The following is a 14216-nucleotide window of genomic DNA, read 5'->3' as shown; positions in this document are numbered from 1 at the left end:
AGGCTTTCGAAGTAAGTTTTGCTTTCGCAAAACTCTTAGTTTGGTGATGATGGCGGAGGGGACCCACGCGTTCCCATCTCGAACACGACCGTTAAGCCCTCCAGCGTCGATGGTACTTGAACCGCAGGGTTCTGGGAGAGTAGAACGTTGCCAAGCAGATACCCCTTTGGGGTATTTTTTTTGCTACACAGTGAGGTCAGAGGTTCAATCACACTTGGCTCCACCATATTCCCTGATAGCTCAGTTGGTAGAGCACTCGACTGTTAATCGAGTTGTCACAGGTTCGAGTCCTGTTCGGGGAGTACCCTCATGGAGAAGTCCAAGCGGCCAAAGGAGCACGATTGGAAATATCGTGTAGGAGTCACAAGCGTCTCGAGGGTTTAAATCTCTCTTTCCGCAAGTAAATTTCTGATATAAGGCCCGTTGGTCAAGTGGTTAAGACACCTCCCTTTCACGGAGGTAACAGGGGTTCGAGTCCCCTACGGGTCACCAACAAATCCATATAAAGTGACGCAATTGCACTTTGCGTGGGCACAATACATCTATCCCATGGAGGCTTAGCTCAGCTGGGAGAGCATCTGCCTTACAAGCAGAGGGTCGGCGGTTCGATCCCGTCAGCCTCCACCATTTACTTTTTCTAGGGGCATAGTTTAAGGGTAGAACAAAGGTCTCCAAAACCTTTGGTGTGGGTTCAATTCCTGCTGCCCCTGCCAAAAAAGTAACTTCATATTGTGGCGATCGTGCCAAAGGGGTTAAAGCATTAATGTTTGGATCCAACATTCGCGGGTTCAAGATCCTCTAAGCGATGATATCCTAACAATTAAGATTTTCTTAGGATCCTATTTGCGGAAGTGGCTCAGCGGTAGAGCATCGCCTTGCCAAGGCGAGGGTCGCGGGTTCGATCCCCGTCTTCCGCTTTTAATTTGGCACTACAGCCAAGTGGTAATGCAAGCTCTGCAAAAAGCTTTACCCCCATCGAAACTCGGTAAGGTATGCGATAGGTGACTATCGTACCGAGTCGGTCCGGAATTATCTTAATTTCCTATGCGCCAGTAGCTCAGCTTGGTAGAGCCTCTGCTTTGGGAGCAGGGTCGCATGTTCAAATCGTTTCGTTCTGACCATCAATTTCATAACATGCGGGCGTAGTTTAATGGTAGAACTTCAGCCTTCCAAGCTGATCGCGCGGGTTCGATTCCCGCCGCCCGCTTACAACTTAAACAAATGAGACCACCTTCGGGTGGTCTTTTCTTAGTGCGCCTCACAGTCGCACAATCTAAGTAGTTCAAATCCAAGCGGTAACTATACCCTTTAAAGTGCCGTAGCCGAAGTACTCTTGAAGAAGAGAATCCTCTTGGTTCGACCTTCCCATTAGGGTGCGCGAGAAGCTTGCCATTGGTATCTCCTCGGTTGTTAAAAAACCGTATGATCCTTTTTGAGGAAGGCCACCTCAGTGATATCCGACAATCCTTCTGTTTGAACAACAGTACCTTGATCCAGTGTCCAAACCGTACCATCTTTTTTGAGCACGAGTAAGTTATCACCGATCCGGTGGAGATTGTCGCTACATTTTGAAATCTTAATTGTACAGGGGTTATGTGCTCCCCAAACAGCCACAACATGCGTTAACCCTTTTACTTGCGTAGGAAGCTCTCTGTTATTATCGGCTAATGCTTTGCCGGGAGGTTTTGCTTATTCTTTTATAGTGTCATGCATAATTTTGACCTAATCAGCACAACTTATCCAAGTTACCAAACTTATTTGATCAAAGGAGAATTCGAGATGCAGTACCAAACACCGTACAATAATTTCCCGCAAGGCGAGAACTACATGAATCATGGTGGACATGAAATCTTTGACCTACATGAAGTGCTTGACTGTGCAATCAATGTACTGGACCAATTCATGATGTTCAGACCGTTTGTTCAGGATCAAGAGCTTCTGGATATTCTGGACCGTCAGTACAATTTTACCTTGTTTCATTACAATTTAACGGTTGAATGCTTTGCAACGGGGCAAAAACCTAGCCATGAAACGGGTACATATATGATCCGAAATCTATCGCAGCCGATCTATGGCATTAAGCCGACTCAACCGAAAAAGCCGAATCAATCGCTGGCTGAGGTCAAGGATGCGGGCATTTGCGCACATATGCTTGGGCTGATTAAATCTCATGCTTCTCTGCTGACGATGACATCGGTTGAAGTCACGAATCCTGCGGTTCGTCGCGTACTGGCTTCTCAAGTTCAGCAATTTATTGAGATGGCCTATGAAATTTTCTTATACCAAAACAGAAATGCTTACTATCAAGTTCCAAGGCTTGAATTTTCGGATATGCAAAAAATGCTTAACTCTTATGTTCCGGCCCAAGGTATGCCGCAAATGCCTCCTAACAACAGACCCTCTCTGCATTAGAGGCGAACCAAAACCAGCAATGGTCCTATTGGATCTTGCTGGTTTTTTGCTTACAATTTTTTATTGCAAGTTGGAAAGGGAATTTTATCCCATAGATGTGATAATCTCATTAGTGTTTTATAATCGGATACATACACCATGCCAAGGAGGGAAAGATATGCAAACTATTATGATCGTAGAAGATGATCCTAAAATTGCTGAACTCATACAGTCTTACATAAGCAAATACGGTTATACTGTAACATTAGTAGCTGACTTTGATCACGTGATGGATGAATTTCATAAACATAGGCCCGATCTTGTACTTCTTGATATCAATTTACCCCGATATGATGGGTATTATTGGTGCCGGCAAATCCGTACGCAATCGATTTGTCCTGTCATATTTATATCAGCGCGAATAGGTGAAATGGATCAGGTGATGGCGCTGGAAAATGGCGGGGATGATTTTATTACGAAGCCGTTTCATTCTGAAATTGTCTTGGCGAAAATTCGCAGTCATCTTAGGCGTGCTTATGGGGAATACGCGGTGAAGGTTGGCGAGCGAATATTGGAAAAAGACGGGCTTAAGCTTTATCCGGAAAGACTTGAATTACTATTCGGTACAAAAGTTGTCTCATTGACCAAAAAAGAAGCCGACATTATCGAAAGCCTGATTGAACGTTATCCGCGCGTATCGGGCCGAGAAGATTTACTTGAAAAGCTATGGGACGATCAAGCGTATGTAGATGAAAATACGCTCAATGTGAACATGACACGAGTCAGGAAAAAATTTCTTGAACTAGGCATTGATAATGCGATAGAAACAGTAAGAGGCGCAGGATATCGTCTGAACGTTTCATGGACAAGGGCGGGAAGTTAATGAAGCTATTTCTCAAAGAGCATTCGCTATTGTTGCTGTTACAGATCATTCAATTCATTACGATTCTTGGCGTTTATTGGCTTGATGGATATCGCCATATTTCACCGGCTTTGTACGCAATTTTCCTCGGATTTTTCCTTCTTGGATGCTATCTCTTCTATCAATATTATAGTCGTCGTAGTTTCTATCAGCGCCTCAGCAAACCACTTGAGTCACTGGATGATTCCTTCCAAAAACCGGAGCAAACACCTGTATCGGAAGCCTTTAATAAGCTGCTGAGAAGTCAGTACAAATACTACCAGCAACAAATCAAAACGGCAGAGCATCGACAGGAGGAGCATCTGAAATTTATGGACCAATGGGTGCACCAAATGAAAACTCCTTTATCCGTCATCGAACTCACAGCCGAAAATCTGGATGAACCGGATTCATCCTATATCCGCGAAGAGACGGAACGAATGAAAACGGGATTAAATACGATTCTTTATATGGCGCGTCTTCGAACCATTGAACAGGATTTTCATGTCAAACCTGTCGTTTTGTCCAAAATCGTGAATGAAGTGAACCAGGAGAATAAGCGCTATTATATCCGTAATCAGGTGTATCCTCAGCTGCAGGAGAGAAAGGAAGGAATCATCGTTGGGACGGATGAAAAATGGTTGTTTTTTATGCTTTCACAACTTATAAATAATGCGGTGAAGTATTCAGCAGGGAAAAGTAAGAAATTAATCATATCCCTATATGAGAAAGATAAAGAAGCGGTACTGGAAGTAACTGACTTTGGAGTGGGCATCCCAGATACGGACAAAACCCGTATTTTCAACCCTTTTTATACCGGAGAAAATGGCCGTAAATTCAGAGAATCGACCGGGATGGGTCTTTATTTAACAAAGGAGGCAGCCGATCATCTTGGGCATCGCATAGAACTTGATTCGGAAGTGCACGAAGGTACGACGTTTCGAATTATTTTCGCGGCATCGCAAAACCTTACATCCGTGTAAGGAAAGTGAAAGAAGAATCAATAGTTGCATCCGGTGGAGAGCGATACAATAATCACAGATCGAATGATAACTATTAGAAGGAGCTTTCGTCATGTTGAATGTGAAGCAAGCAAGTAAGATTTATGAAGGGAAAATCGCTTACCGTGCTTTATCAGATATAAACTTAAATATTGATGCAGGTGAATTTGTTGGCATCATGGGGCCTTCCGGAAGTGGGAAAACAACCTTATTGAATATGATAGCAACAATCGACGAACCGACAACTGGTGAAATCTTAATTGCCGGCAGTAACCCACATCAATTAAGCAAAAATGACTTGGCTCGCTTCCGCCGAAGCGAACTCGGTTTTGTATTTCAAGACTTTAATTTACTTCATACATTAACGGTTGAAGAAAATATCGTCCTGCCTCTAACGCTAGATGGTAAAAAAGTCAGCGAGATGAAACAAAAGGCGAATGAAATTGCTATGAAACTTGGGATAACAGATATTATGAAAAAGCGTACGTACGAGATATCTGGCGGACAAGCGCAGAGAGCGGCAATTGCCAGAGCCATGATTCATTCTCCGAAGCTGTTGCTTGCAGATGAACCGACAGGAAATCTGGATTCAAAGGCATCAAAGGATGTGATGGAAATGCTTGAATCCATCAATCAAAAAGAGCGAACAACGATGATGCTCGTTACGCATGATCCTCTAGCAGCCAGCTATTGTCATAGAGTCGTCTTCATCCGGGATGGAAGATTTTATTCTGAAATTCATCGCGGCGATAATCGTCAGGTTTTCTTCCAAAAGATTATTGATACACTCTCTTTGTTGGGAGGTAATGCTAATGACCTTTCGTCAATTCGCGTTTAATAATGTTACACGCAATAAGAGACTGTATGCGGCATATTTTCTAAGCAGCATGTTCATGGTGATGGTATTTTTCACTTTTGCTATTTTCGCCTTCCATCCGGCATTGAACGGAGGATCTGTGAATGGCAAAGCAACCTTTGGTCTTAACGTGTCTTCAGGAATCATCTACGTTTTTTCCTTCTTTTTCGTTTTGTATTCGATGAGTTCCTTTTTACAATCTCGCAAGAAAGAGTTCGGGTTATTGATGCTGTTGGGAATGTCCTCTAGACAAATACGGTTGATGGTTTTTTGTGAGAACATGTTAATCGGATTTTTTGCCACAATAGGGGGCATTGCTCTTGGATTAGTTTTTGCAAAAGGGATCCTGCTAACAGCTGAAAATGTTCTTATTATTGAAAATAAGTTGAATTTCTATTTTCCATGGAAGGCAATTCTTCTAACCTTTGTTTCTTTTACCATTTTGTTTCTGTTCATTTCCCTTGTTGTCTCTTTTGTTCTACGCAGCGGAAAGTTAATCAACTTGATTAAAGGAGATAAGAAGTCCAAAGGAGAGCCAAAGGCATCTGTTTTTTTAACAATAACAGCCATTGTACTGCTCGGGATTGGTTACATCACTGCTTTGATCGCCAAAGGGGCACTGGTACTCACTGTCATGCTGCCAGTTATTATTGTGGTAATCATAGGTACCTATCTGTTGTTTACGCAATTAAGTGTTTATGTGATTCGAAGTCTAAAAAAAAGAGAAACCATCTTCTGGCGGGAAACCAATATGCTTCTGTTTGCTGATCTCTCGTTTCGAATGAAGGATAATGCACGAACGTTTTTCATGGTTGCCATTATTTCAACCGTAGCATTTAGCGCCATTGGGTCACTTTATGGATTCCAATCCCTAACCGCAAATTTAACGAAATCACAGAATCCTTACACGTTAACCTATACGCCAGACAAGAATAGCAGTAAGGAAAAGGAAGAGAAGAATGTCACTTTAATCGATGAACAATTAGGCAGCAAGCAAATTGAGACAGAGAAGGCTAAAGCGATACTCAGGTACTTCCGCATAAGCGATCAAAAGACGCCTACATTGATCACTAAGCAATCTGACTATAACCGTTTTGCAGCTTTACTTGGAGCAGATAGAATTAACCTGGAAGACGGGCAGTCGGCAGTCGTTCATTTAAAAAGATTCGGGATTAAACAAGAAGATAAACCGCTGAGCCAACCTATTAAGCTTCAATCAGGGATCATTCTGCAGCCCAAAGTCATTGTCAGTTCAAATGTCTTTACTGAAATGAATGATTATTACGTCGTCAAGGATGATGCCTATGAACAGCTTCCAAGCTCTGTTGAACAAAAAAATTTCCATGTATGGCAGGCGAAAGGAAGCCAGCAGCAGGCCGTTATAGAAGCAGGAGAGATTTTATTGAATCAGGTTGGACGGCATGAACTGTCTGCCGTTGATTATGAAGTATATGAGTTAAATAAAAGCTATGGACCTGTATTGTTCATTGGATTGTTTATCGGAATTGTCTTTTTCGTTTCGGCTGGAAGCTTTCTTTATTTCCGACTCTACACGGATTTAGATGAAGATAAACAAAAGTTTAAAGCAATTGCCAAAATGGGGTTGACTGAAAAAGAATTAAAAAAGGTGCTGAGCAGGCAAACAGCGATTCTTTTCTTCGCACCCATTGTTGTGGCGCTTGTCCATGGGGCCGTGGCACTTACTGCATTATCCCATATGTTTAATTATAACCTGGTTACAGAATCCGCTATTGTACTGTGCGTCTTTTTCGCCATACAAGTCGTCTACTTTTACATGGTTCGCTTTTTCTACACGAAGCAAGTTAAAGCTGTTATTTAAAGTATCGTTATTTTTTTGGCAAAAAACGTCCCAGTTCCTTCCGTGAGGAAGGAATAGGGACGTTCTTTGTTTATGTTAGGGATTTCTACGTAGTAATCGATAGAAAAGGTGATGCATAGTTGACGCATCCGTGGACACATAGATAGAGTAGATGATATCCTATTTTTGATAGATAATAATAGAATCTTGTCGAACTGCGCAAAGGGTTTGACAGTCATTTGATACAAGGGAGACGCAGCCGTGGATACAAGACAATGGATGTCGGTAGCACTTTTTTTCGCAACGGGACTGATGTTGTTCGTTTCTTTTTTGTCTTACAGGAAACGACATCTGCCTGTTGCCAAAACGATGGTTCTCATCATGCTGGCAGCGGCTTGTTATGCGCTGGGCTACGCGTTTGAGGTGTTGAGCCGAAATCTGAATGAAGTGAAGCTGTCGCTTCAAATTGAATATTTGGGCATTCCATTTGTTACTACGCTATGGTTCTTCCAAGTCATCCAATTTACCGGGACGGCATCTCGCTATCGGAAGCAGCTCGCTCGCATGCTTTTCATTATCCCTGTAGCCGTTTTTTTAATCCATTTGACCAACGATTGGCATCATCTGGTCTATGAGAGCTATATTTTGAATGAGGACGCTCCAATTCCTTTGTACACGACGGTTAAGGGACCTTGGTATAAGGTGCATACGATTTATAATTATCTTGTTCTTTTGTGCGGAATATTATTGTTTATCCCTATGTATTGGCGGGCTCTGCCGATCGTGCGAAAGCAAATTGTCGTTCTTCTTTTGGGAGCAGTCGCACCCATGGTTTTAAATTTGTTCTTATGGACGGGTATCAGTATTGATTTGACACCGTTCGGATTCGCCATATCGGGTGTGGCCTACGTGATGGGCATTCTCCGGTTTAATTTACTTCGCTTAACTCCTCTTGCCATGGCCAAAGTGTTTGAAACGATTCGGGACGGGGTCGTCCTGTTCGATTATGAGGATCGGATTGTCAGTTACAATAGCGCAGCCAAAGAGGTGCTTCCCGAACTTGTTTTGACGAAAAGCTATCCTGTCCATATGGGAAAGGTTTTGCCCTCCAATCCGGAATTGCTTGAACGCATCCGCGCTGCAAGTGATGGGGATGAACGCTTCCCGTTCCACAGATTCCATGCGAACCGAAACCAATACTACAACTGCAGTTTGTCGCTCATCTACGATTCGGGCAGAGTTCTGATCGGTAAGATATTAATGTTCAACGATATTACGGAATTGAAGGAAAGTGAAGCAAGGCTGCGTGAGAATGCCTTGCAATTGTCTGAGTTAAACGCATTCAAGGATAAGTTGTTTACCGTGGTGGCCCATGACATTCGCGATCCGATTGCACTGCTCGTCAGCTTGACTGAGCTGCTTGGAGACGAACTGACCGCCGCCGACTTTGAACATGCCGAATTGGTGCGGGAACTCAAAGGACAAGTGCAAAGTACCTTTCATCTTGTGGAAAATTTGTTGGATTGGTATCGCAGCCAGAAAGGGAAAGTCGTGTTTCATCCGATAGGATGGAATTTGCAGCAGGTGGTTCGTCAGGCGTTGTTGCTTTCCGGCACGAAAGCGGGCATGAAACAAATTCAGATGACGGAGCGAGTCGATGATAGGCTAGCAGTTAGAGCTGATAAAGAGATGCTGGATCTTATCCTGCGCAACTTGCTTTCGAACGCGATCAAATTTACTGAGATTGGTGGAGCGATTGAGATCGCCGCTGCTCTGGAAGGAGATCGGATCGTCGTGTCTGTGCACGACAACGGAATTGGCATTGACGATCAAACAGCGGAACTGCTGCGTCTGGAGGAACCATTTTTAAAAGTTATGGTTAACGGTGAAGATTTGGGGGATACAAGATTCGGACTGGCATTGACTCGCGAATTCGTTCGCATCCATGGCGGCAGTCTTTGGTTCGAGAGCGAGCCGGGAATTGGAACGACCTTTTTATTCACTTTGCCCGGTTCAGCTGGAATGCGGGAATCTTTCGACGACGGAGGCATGAAGGAGAGAGTTTATGAAAGTGATACTGGTAGACGATGAGCCGACGATGCATTTGATTCTACGTAAAATGCTGGATAAGGTGCCCGGTGTTCAGGTGGCGGGTACCTTTACGGATACGAAGTCCGCAGCCTCCTTTCTAGGGCAGAACAAAGATATTGAACTAGCCTTTGTAGACATCTCTATGCCTGGCGGGAGTGGAATGGAGTTTGCTGCCGAGATGGAAGCTTCTGATTCTCCGGTGCAAGTTGTTTTCGTCACATCGCATAAGGAATTTGCCTTGGATGCGTACGAACTGTCCGTGTTGGATTATTTGATCAAGCCCGTTTCCCAGGAGCGGCTGCAGCGGACGGTAAATCGGGCTATGTCGAATCAGCGGCTCATCCATTCGCCTTCGCTGTCGGCTGCGACATCAGCAGATTCCGGTAACATCGTCCTAACGATGCTGGGTGACGTCGTCGTGAGCAACGGAACGGGCCGCATCAAGTGGATATCGCGGAAATGCGCAGAGCTGTTCGCTTATCTTCTGCTTTACCGAGGTAAGCGAATTCCCCGTTCCAGGCTGGTTACTGATATTTTCGGAGGGATGCACCAAGCTAATGCGGAGAACTACCTGAATACGACGGTCTATCAATTGCGTAAGTCCTTGGAAACGTTGGGCATGCGCGAGGTCGTACGGTCGGAGAACGATGGCTATGCGCTTGAATTAAAGGAGTGCGTCATCGATTACGTAGAATTTGAAAAGAAAGTGGAGAAACTGCAAGTCATTGACGCCGAGAATATGGAGAGAGCGATCCAAATTGAACGTCTTTATACGGGCGATCTGTACGGCGATAAGGCGTATGTATGGGCCATTCACGAAACAGAGCGTTATGCGGAATTGTACGCCGCGTTCGTAAAGCACCTTGCGGCAGCTCTTATTTCGCAGGGGGAAACGCCCCCCGCGTCAAAGCTGCTGCTCAAGCTGAATGAGCGCAATCCATTGGATGAATCGGTTATTCGCCATCTTATGACGATCTGCGAGATGAACGGGGACAAAAAAGGATTGACGGCCCTATATACCGACTATGTTCGACTTCTCAGCCGAGAGCTTGGCATTCGTCCGTCTGAACAACTGATACAACTATATGACATGTTGGTAAGCCGTTTTTTAGGGAAAAAATAAATATATTTGTCCATCGACAAAACCGCGAAGGCTTGATGCTCCGCGGTTTTTCTCTATGTATGGCCCGATTTTTTCATTATTCTTTTATTGGGCTGCAGTAGACTTACATTATGAGAGTGATAATTCCGTCTACAAGATGAAGTCTTCAATCGGGTTGCTGGAGATCTCACGGGATGTTCGGCAGAGCCGATTTTAGGAAGCGGATGGAGAGGAGAAGAGGAATGCGTAAATTGGGAAATAAAGTGTTGAGTCTGATAGTGGTGATCATGATCGTGTTCGGGGCGATCTCTGGTGGGGTTGGAAGTAGTAAAGTATTTGCGGCAATTGATTTTTCAGGAGAGGGGTCTTCCAGCAAACCGTATCTCATTGGAACGGCCAATCAATTGAATAAGGTAAGGGGCAGTTACTTAGATGGGAACCTTTATTTTAAACTGACAGGTCCTATTGATTTGAGCAGTTATGCAGCAGCGGGTTGGGTTCCCATAGGTTCTCAGAATACGCCATTTAAAGGCCACATGGATGGTAACGGATATCAAATAACGGGGCTAACGATACATAATGGCGATTTTGCAGGATTATTTGGCAGTATCGGGAATGGAAGTTCTATTGCGAATATGAAGTTGGAAAATGTATCTATTCACAGTGGATATGCAGTAAGCGCTTTGGTTGGGTTGAACGATGGAGGAACGATAGAAAACAGCTTCGCTACAGGAAGCGTAAGTGGAGACTATAGTGTAGGCGGTTTGGTTGGCAGCAACAACAATGGAGAGGTCAAGGATAGTTACGCCTCAGTGGATGTGAGCGGAAGTGAAAATGTAGGTGGCCTAGTTGGTGATTCCTATAGTGGAACGATCAGCAACAGCCACGCCACAGGGATTGTAAGCGGAAATAAGTATGTAGGCGGCTTGGTTGGTTACAAGTCTGATGGAACGATCAGCAGCAGCTTCGCCTCAGGTAATGTGAGCTTGGTCGCAAGTACGGATAGAAATGCTGGCGGCTTAATTGGAAACAACGAAAATGGAACGATCAGCAATAGCTATTCCTCAGGAAAGGTGAGCGGAGGTGAAGTGATAGGAGGCTTGATTGGTTCGAACAAAGGTGGCGCGATCAGCGATAGCTACGCCTTAGGGGATGTGAGTGGAAGTTTTTCTGCGGGTGGCTTGGTTGGCAATGCGTCTTATGGAAAAATCACCAACAGCTACGCCGCAGGAAATGTGAGCTTGTTCCCAAATCCTGCTGTTGCCTATGGGAGTCCCTATGCAGGTGGCTTGGTTGCTTCAAACCACAATGGAGAAATCAGCGGTAGCCACGCCACAGGAAATGTGAGCGGAACGGATGATAGTTATAGCATAGGCGGCTTGGTCGGCAGCAACAATAACTCCCAAGGTGGAAAGATCCAGAGCAGCTATGCCACAGGGAATGTGAACGGCGGTGATTCGAGTTTTCAAGTTGGCGGCTTGATTGGCGGCAGTACGAATGGAAATATCAGCTACAGCTATGCTACGGGGAATGTAAATTTGAGCAGAAGTGATTTTAGTACTCAAGTAGGCGGTTTGGTTGGCGACAACATTGCTGGAACAATCAGCTTTAGTTATGCCACAGGAGAAGTAAGTGGAAGATATAACGTAGGCGGTTTAGTTGGGTCTAACGATAACTTCGATAGTGGTGAGGTCAAGAGCAGCTACGCCTCAGGGAAAGTGAACGGTAGTGCTGATAGTGAAATTGTAGGCGGTTTGGTGGTTGGAACCGTTATGGATTTATTAAAGATAGTTACGCCTCAGGGCAAGTGGTGGGCAATGAGAAGGTAGGCGGTTTGACCGGTCAAACGCTGGCGGCATGATTAACAATAGTTACGCAACAGGGAAAGTGACCGGAAGCATCGATGTAGGCGGTTTGGTTGGTGAAAGACAAGATAGTTATCTGGGTGGCGGGGGAGAGGCTATCAACAGCTTCTACGACACAATAACAACAGGACAATTGGTCTCGGCCGGTGGCGTAGGCCAATCTACTGCGCAGATGCAGAATAAAAGCATTTATGAAGCAGACAATGCTAACATTTGGGATTTTTCGAATATTTGGGCGATAGATTCCGTGCATAATAATGGGTATCCCTATTTGTCCGCTATTCAGGTTTATTTAGACTATGACGGGAATGGTCATACCAGTGGAACTGTTCCGACGAGTCGTTCCTTCATGCAAGGAATAAAAGCTAGTATTTATTCCGGTATGATACATGTAATCAAGACAGGCTACGTTTTCAATGGATGGAATACGAAGGCAGATGGCAGCGGTATTTCCTATAAATCGGGGGATTCATTTGCTTTAGCGGCTAATACGACCTTGTATGCGAAATGGATTGTACCCAACTCAAATGCAACGCTGACCTCCACGATCGGAAACGTAAGTACAGGCGGAACGGCTAGCGAAAGCATCACGGACATTCCCTATGGCACAACTTTAGCCGCATTCAAGGCCGCGATTACGCCAGCAACGGATGCGACGTTTGAAGTTTACGATGAAGACGGAGTAACCACAGCTACCCGTTTGGCGACGGGTAAGATGGTTATCGTAACGGCGACGGATGGTACAACGAAGACTACGTACATGGTGAGTGTCACAGCAAACGATGCGAAAGATATCATGGCATTCGGCTTGGCTGAGCAAACCGGTTCTGCCGTGATTGATACGATTGCTCACACGGTAGCGATTGAAGTAATGAGCGGTACAAACGTAAATGCGTTGGTGCCAACGTTTGTGTTATCTGCAGAAGCCACGGCGAAGGTCGGCACTGTAGATCAGGTGAGCGGGACCACCGCAAATAATTTTACGAACCCGGTCACTTATATTGTTAAGGCGGAAAATGGCATTACGCAAAGCTGGAAGGTTACCGTAACCATTGCGATAGGCACCGAAAAAGATATTACGGCATTCAGTTTGACTCAGCAGACGGGTCCAGCCGTGATTGATGCGACCGCTCACACAGTCGCAATTCAAGTGGTGAATGGCACCAGTCTAACCAACTTGAAGGCTGCATTCAATTTATCGGCAGGAGCCACCGCGAAGGTAGGCACCACTGATCAAGTGAGCGGATTGACCACAAATAACTTCACGAATCCGGTTGTTTATAAAGTAAAAGCGGAGGACGGTACTACGCAGAACTGGACAGTTACCGTAACCGTTGCGCCGAGCAGTGCGAAAGCCATTACAGCATATAGCTTCACTCAACAAACAGGACCTGCCGTGATTGATGCGACCGCGCACACCGTAGCGATTCAAGTGGCGTACGGTACCGACGTGACGAATTTGACGGCCAAGTTCACTTTATCTGCAGGAGCAACTGCGAAAGTCGGTACCAAGAGTCAGACGAGCAACTCGACCGCTAACAATTTCACGAATCCCGTCACCTACTTGGTGAGAGCGGCGGACAACAGTACGCAAAACTGGACGGTCACCGTGACCGTTGCAGCGAATAGTGCAAAGTCATCACTGCGTTCAGCTTAGCTGAGCAGACCGGAGCGGCAACGATTAATGCGATCGCACACACGGTAGCAATTCAAGTGGCGAACGGCACCAATGTGAATAACTTGGCGGCATCGTTCACTTTATCAGCGGGGGCCTCGGCGAAGGTTGGTTCTGTGGACCAAGTGAGCGGTACGACCGCTAACAATTTTACGACTTCAGTAACCTATGTGGTGAAAGCAGAGGACGGAAGTATACAAAACTGGACGGTTACTGTGAGCGTTGCGGGGAGCAACGCGAAAGCTATTACAGCATTTAGCTTGGCTCAGCAAAGCGGACCTGCTGTAATAGATACCACCACGCATACTGTAGCGATTCAAGTGGCAAACGGAACGAGCTTGAGCAGCTTGGTTGCCACGTTCACGTTATCTGCAGGTGCCTCGGCGAAAGTCGGGACCGTGGACCAAGTGAACGGTTCATCCGTTAATGATTTCACGAACCCAGTCACATATGTGGTGAAGGCGGAAGACGGCAGTACGCAGAACTGGACGGTAACGGTAACAGTAGCTGCAAGC

General features: G+C 45.3%; 10 protein-coding genes, 6 tRNA genes and 1 rRNA gene. All 17 read left to right on the top strand.

Annotation, left to right across the window (positions count from 1 at the left end):
* Positions 1 to 39 precede the first annotated feature (39 nt).
* Positions 40 to 156: ribosomal RNA gene (gene rrf / locus FU659_RS32200) — 5S ribosomal RNA — on the top strand.
* A 73-nt stretch (positions 157 to 229) separates the two neighbouring features.
* Positions 230 to 302: transfer RNA gene (locus tag FU659_RS32195), tRNA-Asn, on the top strand.
* A 115-nt stretch (positions 303 to 417) separates the two neighbouring features.
* Positions 418 to 492: transfer RNA gene (locus FU659_RS32190), tRNA-Glu, on the top strand.
* A 59-nt stretch (positions 493 to 551) separates the two neighbouring features.
* Positions 552 to 627 (top strand) — tRNA-Val (locus FU659_RS32185).
* Positions 628 to 639: 12 nt separating this feature from the next.
* Positions 640 to 713, top strand: a tRNA-Trp gene (locus FU659_RS32180).
* Positions 714 to 845: 132 nt separating this feature from the next.
* Positions 846 to 917 (top strand) — tRNA-Gly (locus FU659_RS32175).
* A 219-nt stretch (positions 918 to 1136) separates the two neighbouring features.
* Positions 1137 to 1207, top strand: a tRNA-Gly gene (locus FU659_RS32170).
* A gap of 572 nt (positions 1208 to 1779) precedes the next feature.
* The gene (locus FU659_RS32165; protein WP_147951302.1) at positions 1780 to 2412 is read left to right on the top strand and encodes a spore coat protein; all 633 of its coding nucleotides are present in this window, start codon (positions 1780 to 1782) and stop codon (positions 2410 to 2412) included.
* Positions 2413 to 2569: 157 nt separating this feature from the next.
* Positions 2570 to 3274 carry a response regulator transcription factor gene (locus FU659_RS32160; RefSeq protein ID WP_147951301.1) on the top strand — a complete coding sequence of 235 codons (705 nt, stop codon included), beginning with the start codon at positions 2570 to 2572 and terminating at the stop codon, positions 3272 to 3274.
* Entirely contained in the window at positions 3274 to 4275 is a 1002-nt protein-coding gene (locus FU659_RS32155) for a sensor histidine kinase (RefSeq protein ID WP_147951300.1), read from the top strand. The genes FU659_RS32160 and FU659_RS32155 overlap by 1 nt, the downstream gene beginning before the upstream one ends.
* Before the next feature lie 91 nt (positions 4276 to 4366).
* Positions 4367 to 5131: an ABC transporter ATP-binding protein gene (locus FU659_RS32150; RefSeq protein ID WP_147951299.1), complete on the top strand. Its 765-nt coding sequence runs from the start codon at positions 4367 to 4369 to the stop codon at positions 5129 to 5131.
* On the top strand, positions 5106 to 6989 hold the full coding sequence (locus tag FU659_RS32145; protein ID WP_147951298.1) for an ABC transporter permease: 1884 nt from the start codon (positions 5106 to 5108) through the stop codon (positions 6987 to 6989). Before FU659_RS32150 ends, FU659_RS32145 begins: the two co-directional genes overlap by 26 nt.
* A gap of 240 nt (positions 6990 to 7229) precedes the next feature.
* A complete protein-coding gene (locus FU659_RS32140) occupies positions 7230 to 9059 on the top strand; it encodes a sensor histidine kinase (protein WP_147951297.1) in 1830 nt (609 codons plus the stop codon).
* A complete protein-coding gene (locus FU659_RS32135; RefSeq protein ID WP_147951296.1) occupies positions 9034 to 10182 on the top strand; it encodes a response regulator in 1149 nt (382 codons plus the stop codon). Before FU659_RS32140 ends, FU659_RS32135 begins: the two co-directional genes overlap by 26 nt.
* Before the next feature lie 221 nt (positions 10183 to 10403).
* A complete protein-coding gene (locus FU659_RS32130) occupies positions 10404 to 11990 on the top strand; it encodes a GLUG motif-containing protein (RefSeq protein ID WP_187274541.1) in 1587 nt (528 codons plus the stop codon).
* 28 nt (positions 11991 to 12018) lie between these two features.
* Positions 12019 to 13683, top strand: a complete 1665-nt coding sequence (locus tag FU659_RS32125) for an InlB B-repeat-containing protein (RefSeq protein ID WP_147951294.1) — start codon at positions 12019 to 12021, stop codon at positions 13681 to 13683.
* Positions 13684 to 13739: 56 nt separating this feature from the next.
* On the top strand, positions 13740 to 14216 hold a 477-nt coding region (locus FU659_RS32120), incomplete at its 3' end, for a DUF5018 domain-containing protein (RefSeq protein WP_222708697.1).

This window comes from Paenibacillus sp. N3.4 (assembly GCF_008017805.1).
Lineage (GTDB): Bacteria > Bacillota > Bacilli > Paenibacillales > NBRC-103111 > Paenibacillus_E.
This window is presented reverse-complemented; position numbering and strand designations above follow the sequence as displayed.